This window comes from Frankia sp. CcMO1 (assembly GCF_977945845.1).
Genome location: NZ_CDWTMG010000069.1, coordinates 1 through 6,111, shown reverse-complemented (window position 1 = coordinate 6,111; position 6,111 = coordinate 1). Strand labels below are relative to the sequence as shown.

Annotated in this window: 9 protein-coding genes; all 9 read right to left on the bottom strand. The window is 70.1% G+C overall.

Annotated elements, in window-relative coordinates:
• Positions 1-347 (bottom strand): dihydroxy-acid dehydratase domain-containing protein (locus AC08OU_RS11015; RefSeq protein WP_476604835.1); only part of this gene is annotated, 347 nt, incomplete at its 3' end.
• A gap of 197 nt (positions 348-544) precedes the next feature.
• Positions 545-1,288, bottom strand: coding sequence for a hypothetical protein (locus AC08OU_RS11010; protein ID WP_476599437.1), 744 nt, complete (start codon positions 1,286-1,288; stop codon positions 545-547).
• A gap of 27 nt (positions 1,289-1,315) precedes the next feature.
• Complete coding sequence (locus tag AC08OU_RS11005) at positions 1,316-1,663, bottom strand: antibiotic biosynthesis monooxygenase family protein (protein WP_462187112.1); 348 nt, start codon at positions 1,661-1,663, stop codon at positions 1,316-1,318.
• Between the two features lie 165 nt (positions 1,664-1,828).
• A complete protein-coding gene (gene dnaB, locus AC08OU_RS11000; RefSeq protein WP_462187111.1) occupies positions 1,829-3,187 on the bottom strand; it encodes a replicative DNA helicase in 1,359 nt (452 codons plus the stop codon).
• A 600-nt stretch (positions 3,188-3,787) separates the two neighbouring features.
• Entirely contained in the window at positions 3,788-4,234 is a 447-nt protein-coding gene (gene rplI / locus AC08OU_RS10995; RefSeq protein WP_011438873.1) for a 50S ribosomal protein L9, read from the bottom strand.
• 9 nt (positions 4,235-4,243) lie between these two features.
• A complete protein-coding gene (gene rpsR / locus AC08OU_RS10990) occupies positions 4,244-4,480 on the bottom strand; it encodes a 30S ribosomal protein S18 (RefSeq protein ID WP_011438874.1) in 237 nt (78 codons plus the stop codon).
• A gap of 50 nt (positions 4,481-4,530) precedes the next feature.
• The gene (locus tag AC08OU_RS10985; RefSeq protein ID WP_476599434.1) at positions 4,531-5,070 is read right to left on the bottom strand and encodes a single-stranded DNA-binding protein; all 540 of its coding nucleotides are present in this window, start codon (positions 5,068-5,070) and stop codon (positions 4,531-4,533) included.
• A 63-nt stretch (positions 5,071-5,133) separates the two neighbouring features.
• Positions 5,134-5,460: a 30S ribosomal protein S6 gene (gene rpsF, locus AC08OU_RS10980; protein ID WP_476592884.1), complete on the bottom strand. Its 327-nt coding sequence runs from the start codon at positions 5,458-5,460 to the stop codon at positions 5,134-5,136.
• A 250-nt stretch (positions 5,461-5,710) separates the two neighbouring features.
• Complete coding sequence (locus AC08OU_RS10975) at positions 5,711-6,037, bottom strand: hypothetical protein (protein ID WP_476599432.1); 327 nt, start codon at positions 6,035-6,037, stop codon at positions 5,711-5,713.
• Positions 6,038-6,111: the final 74 nt, after the last annotated feature.

Below are 6,111 nucleotides of genomic sequence, written 5' to 3'. Positions count from 1 at the left end.
AGGGCGTCGGCGCAGTGGGCGTTCACCATGTACTCGACGCTGTCGGCGATGAGCTCGCGGGACGGCAGCGAGTAGAGCATCCCGCCGTGCCCCATCGCGATGCCGTCGTCCACGGCGATGGTGTTGAACTCGCGCGCCACCCCACCGACCTCGGCCACCGCCCCGGCCACCAGCGAGCCAAGGTCACGCAGGTGCACATGCCCCGGAACGAACTCGGTGAAGCTGTTGGCCACGGCGACGATCGGCTTGCCGAAGTCATCGTCGGTCATCCCGGTCGCGCGCCACAGGGCGCGGGCGCCGGCCATGTTCCGGCCGTGGGTGGTGGTACGGGAGCGCAGGGCGGGCATCTCGACCTCGAAGATCAATTCAACGGCGCTGCTGGCGGGGACCGCCGGCACTGGCAGACGATGACACGACGGTACGCCACCGCACGGACGGGTCCGGTCAGCCAGGTCGCGGGGCCCGGCCAGCCGGGCGGCGAACGGCGAGCGACGGGATCAGGGGCCAAGGACCAGGGATGAGACCCGGAATCAAGGACCCGGAATCAGGAATCAGGGCCCGCTTCGGCGGGGGGCGGGGACGGGGGCGCGTCGGGTGGTAGGTCCCCCAGTCTGGGCCCGCTGGGCGGAACGGCCCAGGGGTAGCCGGCGATCCGCCGACCGGCCCCGCGGCTGCTGTCCGGCGCCGGTGGACGACCCGCGGGCCCCGGCTGGTACCCCGACCGATGCCCCGACTGGCTGGGGCGACCGGGATCACCCGCCCCGCCTGCCGGGTCGTCTCCTCCCCCGCCCGGGCCGGGCTGATCCGGCCGCGTAGGCGAATATCCGGCGGCCTCGGGATACCCGGACGGACCTCGCGCGACCGGCCCGGCCTGCGGCCTGGGGGGGTACGGGTGGCCGGGCTGATGCGGATAACCCGACGGCACCGGTGGACCGGGATAACCCGGCTGCCCCGGCTGGACCGGGCCGTCACAGCGCATGCTCGCCACCTGCCGCGTGCCCAGTGGCCGGTGCCGGCGCCACTGCCGCCGGACAGCCCAGACGAGGGCCAGGGATGCGACGACGCCGGCCGCCGGCGCGACGTCGTGGCCGGCGTCCAGCACCAGCAGGTAGAGGGCCATCAGCCCGCTGAAGACGTAGCCGGTGACGAAGAACGCGAAGGGCCGCAGGTTCAGCCGGCTCACCACGTCCGTGTTCCGAAGCAGGATCGCCGGTACCAGCCAGATGAGGAAACCGAAGAAGAGCGCCGTGAGCGGCGCGAAAAACAGGTACCCGAAGAACGCTGTCATGATCAGAAGCCCGGCGGTCGTCGAGGGTCAGGCCGGGTCGGGACCGGCGGGGACGTCCGCACTGTGCGCCACCGTCGGGGTGCCGTCGAAGTACGGGCCGAGGGCGGCGCGCCAGCGGGCAAACCGCTCCGACTCCCGGAAGTTCGTCAGATGGGCGTCCAGGCTGTCCCACTCGACGAGCAGCACGAAACTCGACGGTGACTCGACCCCGCGGGTCATCCGCGCGAAACGACAGCCCGGCGTGCCGACGAGCTCCGCACGCACCCCGTGATACGCGGCGACGAAATCGTCTTCGCTGCCCGGTTTGATGTCGAACCGGGCGACTTCGAGGACCGCTCCGGCGGGCTGCCCGCCGTCCCGCCCCTCACTCGCCATGGATGATCCTGAAACTCATACCGCCCAGTCTGGCACCATCGGAAGATCGCGGTCCGCCAACATGGACCATGACCACGCCAAACACACCCGGGCGCCCACCCGGCCCGCCGCCGGGCCGCTGGCGCTCTCCACCCGTGGGCCTCGTCCCGCCCCCGGGCCGAGAATTCAGTTCGCCATGTCGACGAACCGTGAGTAATGGCCCTGGAAGGCGACGGTGACGGTGCCGGTCGGCCCGTTGCGGTGCTTGGCGATGATGAGGTCCGCCTCGCCGGCGCGCGCCGACTCCTTCTCGACCGTGTCCTCCCGGTACAGCAGGATCACTGCGTCGGCGTCCTGCTCCAGGCTTCCGGACTCGCGCAGGTCGGAGACCTGGGGACGCTTGTCGGCCCGCTGCTCGGAGGCGCGGTTGAGCTGGGAGATGGCGACCACCGGAACGTCGAGCTCCTTGGCGAGCAGCTTCAGCGACCGCGAGATCTCGCTGACCTCCTGCTGACGGTTCTCCACCTTCTTGGGCGACGACATCAGCTGCAGGTAGTCGAGGATCACCAGGCGCAGCTCGTTGCGCTGCTTCAACCGCCGGGCCTTCGCCCGGACCTCCATCATCGTCAGGTGCGGGCTGTCGTCGATGAACAGCGGGGCCTCCGCGACCTCGCCCATCCGGCGGGCCAGGCGACCCCAGTCGTCATCGGTGAGCCGGCCCGTGCGGATGTTCTGCAGGGACACCCGCGCCTCGGCGGACAACAGCCGCATGGTGATCTCCATGCGGCTCATCTCCAGCGAGAAGATGACCGACGCCATCCCGTTCTTGATCGACGCCGCCCGGGCGAAGTCCAGGCCGAGGGTCGACTTGCCCACGGCCGGCCTGGCCGCGACGATCCACAGCTGGCCGCCGTGCAGGCCGTTGGTCAGCTCGTCGAGGTCGACGAAACCGGTGGGCACCCCGGTCAGCGAACCGTCATGCCCCTGGATGGACTCGATCTCCTCCAGCGCCGGGTTGAGCAGCTCCCCCAGCGGCAGGTAGTCCTCGTTCGTCCGGCGCTCGGTCACCTCGTATACGGCCGCCTGGGCGCGGTCGACGACGTCGCTGACGTCCGGAGCCGCGCCGTAGGCGAGCTGCACGATGCGGGTGCCGGCCTCCGCGAGGCGGCGCAGGACCGCCTTCTCCGCGACGATACGGGCGTAGTACCCGGCGTTGGCCGCGGTGGGCACGCTCGAGATGAGGGTGTGCATGTAGGCCGGACCGCCCACCCGCTCGAGCAGATCGCGGCGGCCGAGCTCGGCGGCGACGCTGATGACGTCCGCAGGCTCCCCCCGGCCGTAGAGATCGCCGATGACCTCGTACACGAGGCCGTGCGCGGGACGGTAGAAGTCACCCGTCTGCAGGACCTCGACGACGTCGGCGATGGCGTCTTTCGACAGCAGCATGCCGCCGAGCACGCTCTGCTCGGCGGGCAGGTCGTGCGGAGGAGTCCGGTCGAACTCCGTACTCCCACCGGAACCACGCGAGATCTCGGTGACGCTCACGACGCACCCTCCCGGGATTCCCGTAGACCCGTATTCGAACGTATGTTCGTACTGATCGGAATCGCTGTCAACGGACCGCTCCGCCCCCGGTCAGCCGGGAGCTCCCAGCAGGGACCGGGCGGGCGGCCTCCGGTGAGCCTCTCGCCGGGCGCCGCCCGCGTCACCGAAGGAGACCTGGCCCGATCAGGCTAGAAGTACCTTCCTCAGTCTGGAGGGTCCGACCTTACGGACCGGCGGGCACCCCCAGCAAAAAGTTATCCACAGGCCCTTGTGGAAAAGCTGTGGGCAACCGGCCGGAACCTGGGGAGGACATCGGGACGGAAACCGGAAACCTGTGGACACCCGAGACCACAGCCTCGACGAAACCCAGCTGGCAGGCGCCCGCATCGCGAGTGCCCTGTGGATAAGAAAAAGTTTCGGATCTGCTCGTCGCCCCTTGCCCCACGCACAACGAACTCCCCTGGCCGGCCGCCTGAGACGGTCGGCCAGGGGAGCCGGTACAGCGAGCGCGGCGGTACAGCGGGAGAAACGGCGGACGCCGCCGTCAGAACCGCCCGGCCTCGGGCCCATCCGGCCGCGATCAGGCCCGCCCGGCCCTGGTCAGGCCTGCGTGACCTGGAGCTTCACGGTCGCGGTCACCTCGGGGTGCAGATGCACGGCGACGGTGTAGGCGCCCAGGGACTTGATCGGCGTGGTGAGCTCGACGCGGCGCCGGTCGAGCTCGGGGCCACCCGCGGCGGTCACCGCCTCCACCACGTCGGCCGCCGTTACGGAACCGAACAGGCGGCCTTCCTTGCCCGCCCGGCTGGTCAGCTCGACCTTGAGGCCACCGAGCTGACCGGCGATCTCCTGAGCGTGCCCGAGATCGCGGACCGCGCGGGCCGACCGGGCCCGCTTGATCTGCTCGACCTGACGCTCCGCGCCCTTGGTTGCGAGGATCGCGTACCGGCGGGGCACGAGGTAGTTGCGCCCGTACCCGTTCGCGACCTCCACGATGTCACCCGGGCTGCCGAGACCGGGGACCTCCTGGGTCAGGATGAGCTTCATCGCCACCCCCTACCGGGCCGAGGCGGTGTAGGGCAGCAGCGCCATCTCGCGGCTGTTCTTCACCGCCGTCGCCACGTCGCGCTGGTGCTGGCTGCAGTTACCGCTCACCCGACGGGCCCGGATCTTGCCCCGGTCGGAGATGTACTTGCGCAGCAGCGAAGTGTCCTTGAAATCGATGTAGTCGACCTTGTCCTTGCAGAAAACGCAAACCTTCTTCTTGGGCTTGCGCACGGCCGCCTTGGCCATGGGTGTGCTGCTACCTCGTTGTGTCGTTCGCGAGGACGACGACCGGCCGCTCAAAACGGTGGCTCGTCGGAGTAGCCGCCGGCCGGTTGCGACCAGGGGTCATCGATGGGTGCTCCACCACCACTACCGCCGCCGTAGCTGCCGGCCGGAGCGCCCGCGGGGGCGCCGGCCGGCGCGCCGTAGCCGCCTCCGCCACCGCCCCCGTAACTGCTGCCACCACCGCCGCGCGCGGCCTTGACGACTTTGGCGGTGGCGTAGCGCAGGCTCGGGCCGATCTCGTCGACATCGAGCTCGATCACGGTGCGCTTCTCACCCTCGCGGGTCTCGAACGACCGCTGCTTGAGGCGGCCGGTGACGATGACCCGAGCGCCCTTCTGCAGCGACTCGGCGACGTGCTCCGCCGCCTGGCGCCAGATGGAGCAGCGCAGGAACAGCGCCTCGCCGTCCTTCCACTCGTTGGTCTGGCGGTCGAGGGTGCGCGGCGTGGAGGCGACGGTGAAGCTGGCGACCGCGGCACCGTTCGGGGTGAACCTCAGTTCGGGGTCGTTGGCTAGGTTGCCGACGACAGTGATGACGGTTTCACCAGCCATGGGCACTCTCCCGGAGATCGGCGGCCCACGACGGCACGGGGACTGCCGTCGCCGCGGACCGGATCACGCCGCCGCCCGGCGGCTCTGACGTGGCTTCTTCGGCTCTGGAAGCCGAATGACCTTGGTGCGGATGACCGACTCGTTGAGGACGAGCTGACGGTCGAGCTCGGCGACGACGTCGGGCTCCGCATGCAGGTCGATGACGGCGTAGATGCCTTCGTAACTCTTGGCGATCTCGTAGGCGAGCCGGCGCCGGCCCCAGACATCGACCTTCTCCACCACGCCGCCGCCCTGACGGACGACACCGAGGTACTGGTCGAGGGAGGGCGCGACGGTGCGTTCCTCGAGGTCAGCATCGAGGATCACCATGAGCTCATAATGACGTGCCAAGACTGAACCCACCTCCTGTGGACTCTGGCGGCCACGGATCTTCCGCGGCAGGAGGGACCGCGACCGGAACCTGTGCCGTCTCGAACGTGCTCGACGCGATGGATCCGAGAGGGGTCCGCCCGTCAGCACATCCGGACGATCATCAGTGCACGAGGGCCACCCGGAGGCGCACCGACCAATCATGACGAGTGGTCGGCCTGGACCAGCGGATGGACACACGTACGCCGGCGCACGGTATGTCCAGCCGAGCTTACTCGATTCCTCCGGGGGCCCTGGCGGCCCCGACCACGAGAACCACGCGAAGCCACGCCGTGAACAGCCCGGCGAGGCAGACGAGGTTCACCGTGATCAGGAGGCCACGCATGTGCCGGGAGGGGGAGGGGTCCGCGAGGGCGAACACAAGCGCCGCGAGCGCCGCGGCGACCGCGACCACCGCGAGCATGCGGGCAGCCGGCCGCGGACCGACGCGCCCGGACCCGGAACCGCCGTGGCCGCCCGGGGAAGAGTCGTGGCCGCCCCCGGACGGGTCGCCGCCGACGTCCCCGGTGCCGGGCTGACCCGGCTGGGCATCCTGCATGTCCACAGCATCGCCTCCCGTAGTCCCAAACGCCGAAGGCGAGGTGACGGAAACCCCGCACGGCGCCCCATGCC